At 65.6% G+C, this 16,565-nt stretch carries 5 protein-coding genes; 2 read left to right on the top strand and 3 right to left on the bottom strand.

Annotated features, from left to right (window positions below; genetic code table 11):
* Positions 1–12 precede the first annotated feature (12 nt).
* On the bottom strand, positions 13–12,966 hold the full coding sequence (locus P3R38_RS16805) for a non-ribosomal peptide synthetase (protein ID WP_277686443.1): 12,954 nt from the start codon (positions 12,964–12,966) through the stop codon (positions 13–15).
* Positions 12,967–13,305: 339 nt separating this feature from the next.
* On the opposite strand from P3R38_RS16805, the gene P3R38_RS16810 reads away from it, so the two are divergent.
* A complete protein-coding gene (locus P3R38_RS16810) occupies positions 13,306–13,836 on the top strand; it encodes an RNA polymerase factor sigma-70 (protein ID WP_023381396.1) in 531 nt (176 codons plus the stop codon).
* Between the two features lie 106 nt (positions 13,837–13,942).
* Here the strand turns inward: P3R38_RS16810 and P3R38_RS16815 are convergent, their stop codons facing one another.
* Together P3R38_RS16815 and P3R38_RS16820 are read right to left on the bottom strand one after the other, a co-directional pair.
* Complete coding sequence (locus P3R38_RS16815) at positions 13,943–14,956, bottom strand: GNAT family N-acetyltransferase (RefSeq protein WP_023381397.1); 1,014 nt, start codon at positions 14,954–14,956, stop codon at positions 13,943–13,945.
* A gap of 65 nt (positions 14,957–15,021) precedes the next feature.
* Positions 15,022–15,822: an ABC transporter substrate-binding protein gene (locus P3R38_RS16820; protein WP_277687229.1), complete on the bottom strand. Its 801-nt coding sequence runs from the start codon at positions 15,820–15,822 to the stop codon at positions 15,022–15,024.
* A 163-nt stretch (positions 15,823–15,985) separates the two neighbouring features.
* On the opposite strand from P3R38_RS16820, the gene P3R38_RS16825 reads away from it, so the two are divergent.
* Positions 15,986–16,537: an exonuclease domain-containing protein gene (locus P3R38_RS16825; RefSeq protein WP_023381399.1), complete on the top strand. Its 552-nt coding sequence runs from the start codon at positions 15,986–15,988 to the stop codon at positions 16,535–16,537.
* Positions 16,538–16,565: the final 28 nt, after the last annotated feature.

Consider the following 16,565-nt stretch of genomic DNA (forward strand, 5'->3'; position numbering starts at 1 on the left):
GCCCCCGTCGGTCTACAGTCCTTCCAGCTCCGCCATCAGATCACTCAGCCGGTCGACCTTGTCGTCATCAAGCGCACTGTCGCGCAGCCCTTGCACATACTCAGCCAACGCCTCCACCGTGCTGCACTCGAACATCGCCCGCAGTGGCACGTTCAATTGCAGCTGCTTCTGCACCCGCGAAGCGATCTGCGTGGCCAGCAGCGAATGCCCGCCCAGCTCGAAGAAGTTGTCGCACACCCCTACCCGTTCGGCCTTGAGCACATCGGCCCAGATGCCGGCCAGTGTCTCTTCCAGCGGATTGCGCGGTGCAACATAGGCCTGGCTGTGCTGGCCGCCGATATCGATAGCCGGTAGGGCCTTGCGGTCAAGCTTGCCGTTGGCGTTGTGCGGCAAGCTGTCGAACCAGCCCCAGTGCAGCGGCACCATGTATTCCGGCAGTTCGCTGCGCAGGCGCTGCTTGACCTGCTCAAGCAACGCAGCGTCGGCGACGACGCCTTGATGGGCGACCAGGTAGCCGACCAGGTGCTTGCCGTTGACGCCGTCCTGGACACCGACAGCGGCATCTCGAAGCTCGGCCTGCTCGTGCAGACGCGCCTCGATCTCGCCTAGCTCGATGCGGAAACCGCGGATCTTCACTTGGTGGTCGATACGCCCGACATACTCGAACACGCCATCCGGCCGCTGGCGCGCCAGGTCGCCGGTGCGGTACAGGCGCTCACCCGGCGCGCCATAGGGATGCGGGACGAAGGCCTGCGCTGTGCGCACCGGGTCGCTCACATAACCACGACCGACGCCGGTACCGGCAACACACAGCTCACCCACCGAGCCCAGTGGCGCCAGTGTCAGGTCTTCTCCAAACAGGTACAGACGGTTGTTGTCAGTCGGCGTTCCGATGGGCAGGTAGCTACCGCGGGCGGAGTCAGCATCGACGCGGAAGAACGCCACATCGTCCGAACACTCCGCCGGGCCGTAGGCGTTAACCAGGCCAATGGCCGGGTAACGCTGCAGCCACTGCGCCGCCAGCTCCGGTGGCATGGCTTCGCCAGTGGGCAGCATCCAATGCAACCCATCCAGGGCCTGGTGGTCGTTGGCCAACATGCCCTGAATCAACGAAGGCACGCTTTCCAGCACAGTGATACCGGTGGTTTGAACGTGGGCCAGCAAGCCTTGCGGGTCATGGGCAATGGCATTCGGCACGATCTCGACCCTGGCCCCGAACAGCGGCGCGGCCAGGAACTGCCAGACCGAAATGTCGAAGCTCTGCGAGGCAGTCTGGGCGATCACGTCCTGCTCGCTCAGTGCCAGGTACGGCACCTTGCTCAGCTGGTTGTTGAGCATGCCGCGCTGCTCGACCATCACGCCTTTGGGCAAACCGGTGGAACCGGAGGTGTAGATCACATAGGCCAGGTTGTCCGGCCCGCTGTGAATGCCGGGGTTATGACTGGCGACACGGCTGGCTTGCACCTCTTCCCAGACCAACAGCTTCGGCCGCATCACGCCGCCCAGCTCATCGAGCAACTGACGCGCCTGCTCGGCACAGGCCGCGCTGCACACCAGCACCGGGGTGCGGCTGAGTTCAACGATGCGCTGCAGCCGCGTCGTCGGCAGGCCCGGATCCAGCGGCAGGTAGCCTGCCCCGGCCTTGAAACTGCCGACGATCATGCCCAGCAGCGGCAAGCCGCGCTCGGCCAACAGGGCCACTGGCTGGTCGATGGCCACGCCGACGGCGACCAATGCATGGCCCAGCCGGTTGGCCGCCAGGTTCAGGCCGGCGTAGTCGTACGACGCCTCCAGGCAGCGGGCGACGGTTCGCTCAGGGCTGGCGGCGACCTGAGCCTCGAACAGCTCGACATAGCTCTGATCAAGGGCGTAGGCACGCTCGGTGCGGTTGCAGTCTTCAAGCAGGAAGCGCTGCTCTTCGACCCCCAGCAACGGCAGCTCGCTGACATCGCCTTCGAAGCCCTCGACCAAGGCCAGCAGCAGACGCTTGAACTCGGCCAGCAGGCGTTCGACGGTCGGATAGTCGAAGTAGCGCTGGTCGAACGACAGGTGCAGGCCCAGGTCATCGCCTGGATAGCACACGGCGGTCAGCGGGAAGTTGGTGTGGGTGCGGCCCGAGTCGGAGCTGGCATTCAGGTGCTGGGCGTGGTCAAGCACGGCGGTTTCCACCGGGGCGTTCTCGAACACGAACAGGCTGTCGAACAGCGGCTGACCCTTGGGCAGTTCGCTGCATTCCTGAATCGCCACCAACGGCAGGTACTCGTACTCGCGCAGCTCCATGTTGCGCTCAAGCAGCCCTTGCAGCCACTGGCGCACGCTGCGGCGCTGGCCCGCGTCGGGCAGCTGTACGCGCAGGGCGATACTGTTGATGAACAGGCCAACGGTGCGCTGCATTTGCGGCATGCTCACCGGGCGTCCGGCCACGGTCACGCCAAAGGCGACGTCGCGGTCGCCGCTGTAGCGCGCCAGCACCAGGGCCCAGGCCGCCTGGGCGAAGGTGTTGACGGTAAGCTGATGGGCTTGGGCCAGCTCACGCAGGCGCACACCTTCGCCGACCTCAAGGCGGGTGTAGCAATCGCCTACCACCATGCCGTCGCCGGCACGATCATGGCGCAGCGGGCGATCGCTCGGGATGGCGGTGGCGCGCTCGAAGCCGGCCAGGTTGGCCCGCCACCAGGCACGGGCTTCGTCCAGGTCCTGGCGCTGCAGCCAGCCGATGTAGTCGCGGTAGCGCGGCGGTACCGGTAATTGGGCCTGGCGACCTTCGCCGAGGGCCTGGTAGAGCTCGAAGAAGTCGTTCATCAGCAGCGAACGGCACCAGGCGTCGATGAGGATGTGGTGGTTGCTCATCATGAACCAGTAGCGCTCGTCGGCAACCCGCACCAGACGCAGGTGGAACGGCGCCTCGCGCAGCAGCGCGAAACCGGCCTCGCGCTCCTGCTTGTGCAGGGCGTGCAAACGCGCCTCCTGGGTGGCGTCGTCCAGGCCACGCCAGTCTTGGTAATCCACCGGCGTTCTGGCGGGTTTGTGGATGATCTGCAGCATCGCCTCGCCAGCGTTCCAGCTGAACGATGCGCGCAAGGCTTCGTGGCGCGCCACCACGGCCTGCCAGGCCTGGGTGAAGCGTTCAGGGTCCAGCGCGCTGTTAATGCGGTAGCGGTCTTGCATGTAGTAGATGCCGGTGCCGGGTTCCAGCAGCGTGTGCAACAGCAGGCCTTCCTGCATCGGCGTCAGCGGGTAGACGTCTTCGATCTCGTCGGCGGGTACCGGCAAGGCGTCGATCTGCTCCTGGGTCAGGCGAGCCAGGGGGAAATCTGATGGGGTGAAGCTGCCGTTGCCATCGGCCAGGCAATGCTCGACCAGTGCGAGCAACTCTTGGCGATAGGCCTCGACCAGACGGGCGATGGTCGAATCGTCGTAGCGCTCGGCGCTGTAGGTCCAGCGCAGTTGCAAGGCGCCGCCATAGACCTGGCCGTCGACGCTGAGCCAGTTCGGCAGCGGCGCATCGAGGTCATGGGCCAGGCCCGCTGGCGCATCCAGCGGCTGGAATAGCGCGGCGGCATCGAACTGCTGGTCGAACTGCCCGAGGTAGTTGAAGGTGATGCGTGCCTGCGCCAGGGCCGCCATGCGCTCGCGCCCGACGTCATCGGCAAGGTAGCGCAGCACGCCGTAACCCAGACCTTTGTGCGGTACCTGGCGCAGTTGTTCCTTGATGTGCTTGATGGACGTGGCGCGGGCGCTTTCGTCGTCGCCTACCGCTGGCTTCAGGCACAGCGGATAGGCGTTGGTGAACCAGCCGACGCTGCGAGTCAGGTCCATGTCCTCGAACAGCCCGTCACGGCCATGGCCTTCGAGCTGCACCAGTACGGTTTCGTCCTCGCTCCAGCGGCACAGGACACGGGCCAGCGCGGTCAACAGCAGGTCATTGACCTGGGTGTGGTAAGCCGCCGGGGCCTGCTGAAGCAACCGACGGGTCTGCTCCACGTCCAGGCCGATGGCCAGCGTGCGCGCATGCCGGTTCAGGTTACCGCCCTGAGGGTGATCGCATGGCAACTCGTGGCGCACATTGCCGAGTTGCCCCTGCCACCAATCCAGCTCGTCTCTTAGCGAGTCACTGCCGGCGTAGCTGGCCAAGCGTGCTGCCCAGTCGCCCATGGCATGGGTCTTGGCAGCGAGCGTCTGGCCACGGTAGAGCGCTTGCAGGTCTTCGAGCAAGACACGCCAGGACACACCGTCGACCACCAGGTGGTGGATCGCCAGCAACAGGCGCTGTGCGCCCTGCCCATCGCTCACCAACAAGGCGCGCAGCAGTGGGCCTTGGTGCAGGTCGAGGCTGCGCTGCACGTCGGTGTACAGCGCCTGGCAGTCGTCGAAGTCGCTGACCGTGGCGGTCCACAGCAACTGCTGGCTGGCCGACGCCGCATACTCGGCTTGCCAACGGCCATTGGCCTGGACGAAGCGCAGGCGCAGGCTGTCGTGGTGTTCCACCAGGCCGGCCAGGGCGCGCTCCAGCACCGTGCTGTCCAGTGCTTGGCGAGCTTGCAGCAGCACAGCCTGGTTCCAGTGTTGTGGCTGGGTGACCTGGCTGTCGAAGAACCAGTGCTGGATCGGCGTCAGGCCACTACGCCCCTGCCGCAAGCCCTGCTCGATGTCGCTTGGCGCTGCGCTGCGGCTGACCACGGCGGCGAGGGTCTGGATGGTCTGGTGCTGGAACAGGTCGCGCGGGGTGAACTGCAGGCCCAGCTGACGGGCACGGCTGACCACCTGGATCGACAGGATCGAGTCGCCGCCCAGTTCGAAGAAGTTGTCCTGCACGCCCACGCGGGCAGCATTGAGCACCTCACACCAGAGCTGCACCAACTGTGCCTCGACTTCGTTGCTCGGGGCCAGGTAATGCTGTTGGGCTTGCTGGAGATCCGGCAGCGGCAGTGCGCGGCGATCGAGCTTGCCGTTGCCCGTCAGTGGCAAGCTGTCGAGCAGCACCAGGTGCGCCGGTACCATGTAGTCCGGCAGGTGCTGGCGGGCATCGGCCTTGATCGCTTCGCGCAGCGAGGCCTGGGCCTCGGCGCTCGCCGTGGCCTGCCTGCACACCAGGTAGCCCACCAGTTGCTTGCCACCGGGCAGGTCGATTGCCAGGACCACCGCGTCGTCGACATCGGCATGCTCCTGCAGGCGGCTCTCGATCTCGCCAAGCTCGATGCGGAAACCGCGGATCTTCACTTGCTGGTCGGCACGCCCGATGTACTCCACACACCCGTCGGCACGCAGGCGCACCAGGTCGCCGGTGCGGTACAGGCGACCGCCATCATGGCTGAATGGGTCGGCGACGAAGCGTTCGGCAGTGAGCCCGGGGCGGTCGTGGTAACCCTGGGCCAAACCCGCACCACCGATGTACAGCTCGCCGATGCCGCCCTGGGGCAGGAGCGCCAGGTCCTCGTCGAGAATGTACGCGCTACGTGCGCCGATCACCCGGCCGATCGGCACGCTGCCGGCATCGGCGGGCAGGGTCTGCGGCGCCAGGCGGGCCAGCGGCATCACCACCGTTTCGGTCGGCCCGTAGGCGTTGAAGAACTGTTGCGGCGCGAAGGCCTGGCGAATGCGTTGCAGGTGCTCGCCGGTCAGCGCCTCGCCGCCGGTGATGACCAGGCGCACCGGCAGTTGCTCGCCCCGCCCCGCCAGGTACTGGGCCAGCTGGCTACCATAGCTCGGGGTGAAGCCCAGCACGCTCACCTGTTGTTCGCGCACCAGTTGGCAAATGTCCTCGGCGCCCCACTGCCCCTGTGCGCGCAGCACCACGCGGGCACCGCACAGCAGCGGCACCAGCAGGCGCTCGCTGGCTGCGTCGAAGTTGATCGAATAGAAGTGCAGCTCGCAGTCGTCGCTACGCATGCCGAAGGCGGCGATCACCGCCTGGCAGTGCATGGCGATTTCACCGTGGCTGACCACCACGCCCTTGGGCTTGCCGGTAGAGCCGGAGGTGTAGATCAGGTACGCCTGGTGCTGTGGCAGGTTGAGGTTGTCCAGCGGCGCATCGCTGTAGGCGGACAGGCTGACGGCATCATCTTCGAGGCTCCAGCGGGCCACGCCATCGGGCAGCTCGCCGAGCGCCTCCAGCAGCGTGCGCTGGCTCAGCAACAGGCCGATGCGGCTGTCCTCGATCATGTAGTGCAAACGGTCGAGCGGGTATTCGGGGTCCAGCGGCACATAGGCACCGCCGGCCTTGAGAATGGCCAACAGGCCGACGACCATCTCCAACGAGCGCTCGAGGGCCAGGCCCACCCGTACCTGCGGGCCGACACCGCGCTCGCGCAGGGCCCGGGCCAGGCGGTTGGCCCGTTGGTCCAGCTCGGCGTAGCTCAGGTGCTGGCCGGCGAAGGTCAGTGCCAGGGCTTGCGGGGTACTGGCGGCCTGGATGGCGAACAGGCCGTGAAGGGTCTGGTTGAGTCCGTGGTCCGGCTCGCCCTGCAAATGGCCCACCAGCACCTGCTGCTCGGTGTGGCTCAGCATCGGCAACTCGCACAGACGTCGTTGAGGATCGTCGAGCAGGCCGACCAGCAACTGCTGCCAGTGCTCGGCCATGCGCGCGATGCGCGGTTCGTCGAACAGGTCGCGGCTGTAGGTCAGGCAGCAGCCGAGGCGGCCGTCCAGGTCGGTGACCTCCAGATAAAGGTCGAACTTGGTGGCACTGGCGTCGTTGACCAGGTAGTCCACCTGCATGCCCGCCAGTTCGCGGCGCTGCTGAAAGGCCCAGCGCTGGACGTTGCACATGACTTGGAACAGCGGGTTGTAGGCACTGCTGCGCGGCGGCTGCAGGGCTTCGACCAGTTGGTCGAACGGCAGGTCCTGGTGCGACTGGGCCTCGATGGCGACCTGGCGCACCTGATCGAGCAGCGCGGTGCCGGTCATCTGTCCGTCCATCTCGCAGCGCAGCACCTGGGTGTTCAAGAAGGCGCCGATTAGCCCCTCGCTCTCGGGACGAATACGGTTGGCCACCGGCGCGCCGATGCGCAGGTCGCGCTGGCCACTGTAGCGGTGCAGCAATGCGGCCAGCGTGGCGGTGATGGTCATGAACAACGTCAGGCCACGTTGGCTGTTGAAGGCATGCACGCGGGCCACCAGCGCCGGGTCGAGGTCGAAGCGATACAGCTCCCCCCGGTGGCTCTGCACGGCCGGGCGCGGGCGGTCGGACGGCAGGGCCAGCACCGGGTGTTCATCGCCCAGGCGGGCTTTCCAGTAGGCCAGCTGACGGGTGCCCTCACCGCTCTCCAGCCACTGGCGTTGCCACACGCTGTAGTCGAGGTACTGCACCGGCAGCGGCGCCAATGGCGATTCGCGCGCGTCGACAAAGGCCTCGTACAGCTCGCCCAGCTCGCGGGCGAAGATGTCCATGGCCCAGCCTTCGGTGACGATGTGGTGCAAGGTCAGGACGAAGAAGTGCTCGTGCACCTCAGTCTTGGCCAGGCACGCACGCAGCAACGGGCCGCGCTCCAGGTCGAACGGCTGGTGCGCCTGGGCATCGGCCAGTTGCTGCAAACGATGCTGGCGGGAATCGGCAGGCAAGGTGCTGAAGTCTTGCCAATCGAGCTGCAGGCCGCTGTGCTCGGCAACGCACTGGTACGGCACGCCGTCGATGCTCGGGAAGGTGGTACGCAGGGTTTCATGGCGCACGATCAGCGCCTGCAAGGCACGCTCGAAGGCCTCCACATCCAGAGTGCCACGCAGCCGGGCCATACCACCGACGTTATAGGCCGGGCTGTCCGGCTCCATGTGCCAGAGGAACCACATGCGCTGCTGAGAGTAAGACAGCGGCACGGCCTGACGGCGGTCGACACGTGCGATCTCGCCTTGCAGGTTGCGCTCGCCAGCCTCGCGGATGCGAGCGATCTCGGCGCAGAAAGCGCCCAGCTCGCTGGCTTCGAACAAGGCTTTGAGCGGCAGCTCGACATCGCAGGCCTGGCGGGTGCGGGAGACGATCTGGGTAGCCAGCAGCGAGTGGCCGCCAAGGTCGAAGAAGTCGTCCTGCAGGCCGATACGTGGCAGGTTGAGCACCGCGCGCCAGATCGCCGCCACCTCCTGCTGCAACGCAGTTCGTGGCTCGATATGTTCGCGCTGCTGCCAGACCGGCGCTGGCAAGGCCTTGCGATCGACCTTGCCGCTGGGGCCCAGCGGCAGGTGCGCCAGCGCAATCAACTGCGCAGGGACCATGTAGGCCGGCAACCGCTCTGCCAGGGCCGCCACCAGCGCTTCAGGCTGGGCGGTGCCACTGTAGTAGCCGACCAGTCGTGCACTGATCCCATCCTTGTGGATGAGCACCAGGGCCTGGTCGACACCGGACTGGCTCAGCAGGCAGGCCTGGACCTCTTCGGGCTCGACGCGGAACCCGCGCACTTTCACCTGCTGATCGAGGCGACCCAGGTACTCCAGCGCCTGGACCTGCATCTGCCAGCGGGCACGGTCGCCACTGCGGTACAAGCGTTCGCCGTTACCATCGACCTGGGGCACGAAGCGTTCGGCGGTCAGGCCCGGACGGCCCAGATAGCCCCGCGCCAGACCCGCACCGCCCAGGTACAGTTCGCCCGGCACACCCGGGGCGGTCAGTTCCATCTCGTCATCCAGCACCCGGCAGATCACATTCCCCAGCGGGCGGCCGATGGGTGAACGCTCACCATCCTCTGCCTGGCAATGCCAGTGGGTAACGTTGATCGCAGTTTCGGTCGGGCCATAGCGGTTGTGCAACTGCACCTGCGGTAGCACTTGCAGCACACGGTCACGCAGGTTCGCCGACAGCGCCTCGCCACCGGAGAACACTCGCCGCAGGCTGGTGCAGCCGGCAGTCAGCGGCTCTTGCACGAACACTTGCAGCAACGGCGGGACGAAGTGCAGCGTGGTCACGCCATGCTGCTGCACCAGCGCCGCGATGCGGTGCGGGTCGCGATGCTCGCCGGGGCCGGCCAGCACCAGGCGGCAGCCGGTGACCAGCGGCCAGAAGCACTCCCACACCGACACATCGAAACTGATCGGCGCCTTTTGCATCAGCACGTCGCTGTCGTTCAGGCCGTAGGTGGCCTGCATCCATTGCAGGCGTTCGGCAAGGGCCGCGTGGGTATTGCCGACGCCCTTGGGTTGTCCGGTTGAGCCGGAGGTGTAGATCACGTAGGCCAGGTTATCCCCATCCAGATGCAGGCCAGGCGCCTGGCTTGGCCAACTGTCCAGGTGCAGTTGGTCGAGTGCAATGGCGCTGACGCCGTCCACCTGCGGCAGCCTGTCGAGCAGGCCACTGTGACTGAGCAGCAGGCCGGCCTTGCAGTCTTCGAGCATGTAGGCCAGACGCTCGGCCGGGTAATCGACATCCAGCGGCACATAGGCGCCACCGGCCTTGAGAATGGCCAACAGGCCGATCAGCAGTTGCGGTGAACGCTCGATGGCAATGGCAACGCAGGTGTCCGGGCCGACGCCTTTGTCGCGCAGGTAGTGGGCCAGCCGGTTGGCCTGCTGGTGCAGTTCGGCGTAATCGAGGCTACCGCCCTCCCACACCAGCGCCGTGCGCTGCGGGGTCAGCCGGGCCTGCTCGTTCAGTTGCCCTAACAGCAGGCTCTTAGGGGCTGGCATCGGGGCCTGGCCCCAACCCAGCAGTTGCTCGCGGCCCTGCTCATCCAGCAAACGGACCTCGCCCAAGGCCATCCGCGGTTGGGCGCAGACTTGCTCCAACAACGCCAGCAGGTGCTGGGCCAGGCGCTCGATGGTGCTGGCTTCGAACCGTTCGGCAGCGTAGTCGAACGCCAGGCTCAGGCGGCCCTGGTGGTCTTCCTCGCTGTGCAGTTGCAGGTCGAACTTGGCTTCGCGGCTATGCCACGGCAGCTCTTCGGCCAGAAGGCCGGGCAGGCGGCGCAGGGCAGACAGGTCGCGTTGCTGGTGGTTGAACATGACTTGGAACAGGCCTTGCTCGCGCGCTTCGGGCAAGGCTTCGAGCAGTTGTTCGAACGGCAGGTCCTGGTTGGCCTGGGCTTCAAGGGTCGCTTGGCGCACCTGCGCCAGCAACTGCTGGAACGGCAGACGGCCATGGAGCTTGGCGCGCAGCACCTGGGTGTTGATGAAGAAGCCGACCATGCCCTGGGTTTCCAGGCGCGGACGGTTGGCATTGGGCACGCCGACGCAGAGGTCGTTCTGGCCGCTGTAGCGGTGCAACAGGCCTTGCCATGCCGCCAGCAGGACCATGAACAGACTCGCCTGCTGCTCTCGGGCCAGGCCTTTGATGGCGTCGCCCAACTTGGCCGACACCTTTAGGTTGAGGCGCGCGGCGCGCCGGTCGCGCAGGGCGGAGCGCGGATGGTCGGTGCACAGGTCGAGCACCGGCAGTTCATCGCCCAGACGGGCCTTCCAGTACGCCAACTGGCGCTGCGCCTGGCCATCGGCCAGCCACTGCCGCTGCCAGTTGCCGTAGTCGGCATAGCCTAGCGACAGGGGAGCGAGGTTGGCTTGCAGGCCCTGGCAATGTGCGGCATACAACTTGGCGAACTCATCGAGCAGGATGTTCAGCGACCAGCCATCGGCAATGATGTGGTGCAGGGTCACCCACAGCTGATGGTCCTCGTCATCCAGGCGCACCAGGGTCACCCGCAACAGCGGGTCGCCGGTCAGGTCGAACGGATGCTGGGCCTCCTCCTCACGCAGCCTCGCCACGTCATCGGCGCTCAGCCCTTGGAGGTCCACGCGCTTTAGAGTGAACGGTCGCTCGGGCAGGATCCGTTGCAACGCCTGGCCGCCTTCTTCGCTGAACAGCGTACGCAGCGATTCATGGCGGGCCACCAGGGCCTGGAACGCAGCTTCCAGTGCAGCGACGTCCAGCTCGCCGCGCAAGTGCAGGCCGGCGGGAATGTTGTAGGCCGCCGACTGCGGCGCCAGCTGCCACAGCAACCACAGGCGGTTCTGCGCCAGCGACTGTGGCAGCGCCTGGCCACGGCTCAGGCTGCTGATAACCGTCGCCTTGGCACTGCCCTGGGCAAGGATGGCCGCCACGGCAGCACGGTAGTCCGCCAGGATGGGCGCTTCGAACAGCGTGCGCAGCCCCAGGTCGATGCCCAACTCGTCGGCCAGGCGTGCAGTCACCTGGGTAGCAGCGATGGAGTTGCCGCCCAGCAGCAGGAAGTGATCGTCCGCGGCCACCGCTTCGACCTTGAGCACCTCGCGCCAGGCTGTCGCGATGCGCGCCTGCAGAGCGTCGCCAACGGCCGTGGCGATGGCCGGCTCGGCAGGTGCCGGGTAACGCGCATAGCAGTCCAGGCTACCGTCGCTCATGCGCAGACGGCAGGCCGAGCGTTGCAGCTTGCCGCTTGAGGTCTTGGGCAGCGCGCCGGGATTGAGCAGCAACACCACGGCGGGGGCCTGACGGCAGGCATCAGCGATCACCTGGCGCAGGGCCTTGATCAGTTCGTGAGGCTCGACGGCCTTCTGCACGCTGCGGCTGACCTCTACCGCAACGCCAATGCCCTCCTCGCCCTGATCGTCGACGGCGAACACCGCTACGCGACCTTTGCGTAGCACCGCCACTTCACGCTCGAGGGTTCTTTCCAGATCTTGCGGGTACAGATTCTGCCCACGGACGATGAGCATGTCCTTCAGGCGACCGGTGACGAACACCTCGCCATCGCGCATGAACCCCAGGTCGCCGGTGCGCAGCCAGGTCTGGCCGTCCGCCTCGACGAAGGTCCGGGCAGTGGCCTCACGGTTGCGCCAGTAGCCCAGGGCGATGCTCGGGCCACCCGCCCAGATCTCGCCCACCTGGTTGTCACTCAGCACCTCGAGCCGTTGTGGCTCGACGATACGCACAGCGTGTCCAGGCTGCGGATAACCACAGCTCATCAGCACACTGCCCTCGCCCGGCTCGGCGCGGTTGGCGGCAAACGCTTCGGCGTCCAGTTCCAACGCAGCGATACCCTGGCCACGACGGCTGCCGCTGACGAACAGCGTGGCCTCGGCCAGGCCGTAACTGGCAAAGAAGCTGCTCGGTTGGAAACCGCAGGACTGGAACTTGTCGGCGAAGGTGGCGAGGCTGTCCTGGCGGATGGGCTCGGAGCCGGAATACGCCACGCGCCACCGGCTGAGGTCGAGCCCGGCCAGGGCCGCCTCGCTGACCCGCTCGCTGCACAGTCGGTAGGCGAAGTCAGGGCCGCCACTGATGGTGCCGCCGTACGCGCTGATCGCCTGCAACCAACGCAGCGGCCTGGCGAGGAAGTAGCCTGGCGACATCAACACACACGGCACACCGCTGAAGATCGGCTGCAATAGGCCGCCGATCAGGCCCATGTCGTGGTAAAGCGGCAGCCAGCTGACGATCACATCGTCCGGGTTCAGGTCGATGCCGAAACCATGGCGAATGAGTTGCTCATTGGCCACCAGGTTGCCGTGACTGACCTGGACCCCTTTGGGCAGGGCGGTGGAGCCGGAGGTGTACTGCAGGAAGGCGATGTCATCGCACGCCAGCGCAGGTTCGCGCCAGGACGCCGCCAGCGCAGGGTCCAGGCTGTCCACCGCCAACAGTGCCGGAGCATTGTCCGCGCTCAAGGCTTCCAGGCCCTGCAGGCTGTCGTGCAGCGCAGTGACGGTCAGCAGCAGGCGCGGCTCGGCGTCGTCGATGATCGACAGCAGGCGCTCTTGATGATGGCGGCGCGATGACTCCGGCGGGTAGGCCGGAACGGCGATGACGCCGGCATACAGGCAACCGAAGAACGCCGCAACGTAATCCGGGCCGCTTGGGAACAGCAGCACGGCGCGGTCCCCTCGTGCGGTTCGCGCCTGCAGGGCGGCGGCTATGGTGCGAGCGCGCGCGTCCAGGTCCCGGTAGCTAAGCACGGCCTGCTCGCTGGGGTCATCGGCCAGAAAGCGCAAGGCGATGCGGTCCGGTGTCTGCGCGGCGCGTTGCGCCAGGGCCTGGACCAGCGTGAGCGGGAGTTCGAAGGCGTCCGTCATGGGGGGTTCCTGCCAGTGTCTGGGTAAGTCGGGCCAGCTGCCCACGCGGTGGTCGGCGGGCAGCGCTCGGCGGCCGGATGTACACAGGTGAACGGATTGGTGGGGGAAGAAATTAGCGTCGGGAGGGATGGAGATAGGGCGCGGGCAGAGCACCGCCCACGGCGCATCGTGAGCACGCTCGCGCCCACGGCGGCTTCGTAGCGGATATTCCCGAAGGTTATATTTACTAATTACGTTTCGTATTTGACATTAATTATCATTACGAATAGCTTGTCGCACGTCGTAGGAAGCTACCCCACATGGGGTGCGACCTCTCCCATCTGAGACAAGGTGATTTCCATGGCGGAACAACTATCCACAAGTAAGTGCGATTCACCATTACTCCAGGCATTCGTCGACAATCGCAGCATTCTGGTGAAGATCGCCGCCCGCATCACGGGTTGTCGCTCACGCGCTGAAGATGTCGTACAGGACGCTTTCTTCCGTCTGAGCGCTGCTCCGCAGATCACCTCGTCATTCAAGGCCCAGCTCAGCTACCTGTTTCAGATCGTGCGTAACCTGGCCATCGACCACTACCGCAAGCAGGCGATGGAACTGAAGTACTCCGGGAGTGAAGAGGAAGGCCTGAATGTGGTCCTCCAGAACGCCTCGCCGGAAGCTACGCACATCAACCTCGCCACCCTGGAGCACATTGCCGATGCGCTCAACGAACTGCCGCAGCGCACTCGCTACGCCTTTGAGATGTACCGCCTGCACGGCGTGCCACAGAAGGACATCGCCAAGGAACTGGGCGTGTCGCCAACGCTGGTGAATTTCATGATTCGCGACGCCCTGGTACATTGCCGCAAGACGGCCAGCCGACAGGCCTGAGTTTTTCAGGCCGTTTTCCGCCCCCCGGGGAGCGGCCTCTTCGCGATAAAAGGCCGCTCCCACCCGGCGCTCCCACCCGGGCTGCGCAGTTCTTGTTGAGATACCGTCAAACCAGCTTGCAATGATCGAAAAAGCGCTCGCGCCCCAGGATCATCAGCGCCGCACGCTTGTGCGGGAAGTCGAACTCTTTCTCGCAGTGGAAGCACTGGTCGTGCATGTAGCCGATCATCTTGCCATTGTCGGCGCGTGGTTCGGCCACCACCCGCTGGGTACGCGGGTCGTCCAGGAACAGGTAATGCACCAGGGCCGATAACCAGCTCGCGACCTTGTGCGGCCCTCGGTGCGTCTCCTCGCCCACCAGCATATGCACGCCTCGATCGTAATCGTCAGCAGGGTAGAACGGAGCGATGCGGTCCTCTTTCGCCCAGTAGGCTTCGAAGTAGGCAAAAGGCTGGTCATCGAAACAGCCGATCAGCGTCAGGGTATGAGGGTCGGCGTCGAGCTTGGTCAGGTATTCGCGATGCTGCTCCAGGGAGCCGCCCTCCTGCCAGAACCGCTCGACGCGCGGATTGTTCTGCCAGCGGTTGAAGCGCTCCAGGTCCTGGTCGATTTCCAGGGTGCGCAACGATACCCAGCTGCCCAGGCGGGCATCGAAACGGCGATACACCTCACCACGGGGTTTCGGTGCACGGCGGGGGTGACGCTTGCCATGGCTGATCTGCATCTGCTGCGGATAGGGCTCGCTGGCGACCTGGCCCAGCCAGGGCTGGGGCAATTGCCAGAACAGGGTGCGTTCGCACAGGTAGTGCCCCGGCTGGTCGGCACTCAGCAATAGGCCGCTGGTCAATGCCTGCGGCACAGGCTCGGGCAGACGCCAGGCCAGGCGCTGGCGCGCGGGGTCGCGCGACAGCAACCAATAGCACGCGGCCCACAAGGCTTGGTACGGACGCTCCGGGCAAAGGCGTTCGAGGTGAACGTGCAGGGTTTCAGCCGGCTCCAGGCGCACCCGGATCAACGGGCGACCTTCAAGGGTCAGGCTCAGCCAGCAGTCTCCCTCATCGGCGCTCAGGCTGCGCCAGCGTGGCAGGGACAAGGGCTGCGAAGCGGCATCGAACGGCATGGTCATGGCTCACAGGTAGAGAATAGAAAGGCTCACACCTGAAAACGTGACCACGCTGCAAGAATTTAGTCGCCGGGGGTTTCCACGGTAATGCGGTATGGCTGGAAGATCCGCGACAGTTCGCCGGTCTCTCGCAGGTCACGTAGCAACCCGGCGAACGCCTTGTCGCTGATGGGGGCATCGGGGCGGAGCAACGCGTAGTGGTGGTAGACCTGGTCGACCCGCTCCGAGGCCATCAACTGCGCCAGGCTTTCCGGGTTGCGCACCATGAAATCGCTCAGGTAGGAACGGGTCACCAGGGCGATGTCGGAGCGGCCGGCCTGAACCATCAACAGGTTGCTGTCATGGGAATAGGTCAGCGTCGCGTTGTAGGTCTTGCGTAGGTAGTTCGGGTCGGGGTTGAAAGCGGCGAATGCGTAGTGGTAGCCATTGAACAGCGCCAGCCGCTTCCCCCTCAGGTCATCGAAGTAGCGCTGATCACGGTTGTCGAGCCTCTTGGCGACGAATACCTCGGCATCCTCGAGGCCCATGTCCACGGTCTGATGCGGAATGCTTTGCCAGCCCCATTGCGGGTTCTCGAAAATCGCCATGTCGGTGCGACCTTGCTGGAAGTCGCCGAAGCGCCGCTGAATGGAGGTCGGCACCAGCACGAAGCGGTAGTCCTGCTGCAGCCGGTTGAGCGCTTCCACCAGTTGTGGCAGCAAGCCGGTGTCCGCGCCCTGCTCGGGGCGGACCGTATAAGGAGGGAAATGCGCGGCGCCGATCTTCACTTCGATGGCCCCGGCAACGCAGGCAGGCGTGACCAGCCACAGCGCGGCGAGTACCAACAGGGAAGACAACACTTTTAGGCCGGGCGCTGGAGTCAAGACGGACACTCATCACGGTTCGTACCTGGATGCGCCTAAACTAGGCGTTTTCCCAGCGGCGCACAACCGCTGGTTATGCCAAAGTGACGGCATTTTGCCAGGGGATGCCGTGGGGGCAGACATTGGCTACGCTGCTTTGGCATGAATGGCAAGGGAGCCTGGTATGGGCCACTGGTTGGTGATCGACCTGGAAGCCACCACCGATGACGGTGGCTGGCCGGTCACAGAGATGGAAGTCATTGAAATCGGCGCCAGCCTGGTGACCCGCGAAGGCCGCGAGGTCGACCATTTCCAGCGCTTCGTGAAGCCCAGACGGCGCCCGCAGCTGACGCCGTTCTGCCGAGAGCTTACGCACATCAGCCAGGCCAGCGTGGACAGCGCCGCCGGTTTCGCCGAAGTGTGGGTCGCTTTCGAACGCTGGCTGGGGCACCATCGGGGCCAGCTGCAGGCCTGGGTCAGCTGGGGCGACTACGATCGCCAGCAATTATTGCAGGAATGGCAACAGCACAAGGTCGACAGCCTGCTGCGAGACCTGCCGCACATCAACCTCAAGCAACGCTTCGCCAAGGCTCGCCACCTGCAGCGGCCGACCGGGCTCAACGGTGCCTTGCAACTGGCCGGGCTACAATTTTGCGGTCAACAGCACCGGGCCCTGGAAGATGCGCGCAATACGGCGCGCCTGCTGCCCCTGACACTGCCGGCCCACGGCACCTGAAAGCAGATGACGGCGCCAGTGGCCTTGG

Origin of the sequence: Pseudomonas sp. NyZ480 (assembly GCF_029537255.1) — a bacterium.
Classification (GTDB): domain Bacteria; phylum Pseudomonadota; class Gammaproteobacteria; order Pseudomonadales; family Pseudomonadaceae; genus Aquipseudomonas; species Aquipseudomonas taiwanensis.

What these genes read in the sequence shown, in the direction of transcription:
- P3R38_RS16810 (WP_023381396.1), top strand. Translation starts at nt 13,306, where the DNA reads ATGGCGGAACAACTATCCACAAGTAAGTGCGATTCACCATTACTCCAG.
- P3R38_RS16815 (WP_023381397.1), bottom strand. Translation starts at nt 14,956, where the DNA reads ATGCCGTTCGATGCCGCTTCGCAGCCCTTGTCCCTGCCACGCTGGCGC.
- P3R38_RS16825 (WP_023381399.1), top strand. Translation starts at nt 15,986, where the DNA reads ATGGGCCACTGGTTGGTGATCGACCTGGAAGCCACCACCGATGACGGT.
- P3R38_RS16805 (WP_277686443.1), bottom strand. Translation starts at nt 12,966, where the DNA reads ATGACGGACGCCTTCGAACTCCCGCTCACGCTGGTCCAGGCCCTGGCG.